General features: G+C 66.0%; 1 protein-coding gene. It reads left to right on the forward strand.

All coding sequences use genetic code 11. The annotated features are described in order from the left end of the window. Positions 1-353 (forward strand): tetrahydrofolate dehydrogenase/cyclohydrolase catalytic domain-containing protein (locus CG50_RS16085; RefSeq protein WP_036640735.1); only part of this gene is annotated, 353 nt, incomplete at both ends.

Consider the following 353-nt stretch of genomic DNA (forward strand, 5'->3'; position numbering starts at 1 on the left):
ATGAACTCGTTCGAGCACAAGCTGCCGGCCGAGACCTCCGAGGCCGATCTTCTGGCGCTGATCGCGCGGCTGAATGCCGATCCGGCGGTGCACGGGATTCTGGTGCAGCTGCCGCTGCCCGCGCATCTGAACGCCGATCTGGTGATCAACGCGATCTCGCCGGCGAAGGATGTCGACGGGTTCCATATCTCGAACGTCGGGCTTCTGGGGACGGGGCAGAAGGCGATGGTGCCCTGCACGCCCTTGGGCTGCCTGATGCTGCTGCGCGACACGCTCGGGTCGCTGTCGGGGCTGAATGCCGTGGTGGTGGGGCGCTCGAACATCGTCGGCAAGCCGATGGCGCAACTGCTGCT

Origin of the sequence: Paenirhodobacter enshiensis (genome assembly GCF_000740785.1) — a bacterium.
In the GTDB taxonomy this organism is placed as follows: domain Bacteria; phylum Pseudomonadota; class Alphaproteobacteria; order Rhodobacterales; family Rhodobacteraceae; genus Rhodobacter; species Rhodobacter enshiensis.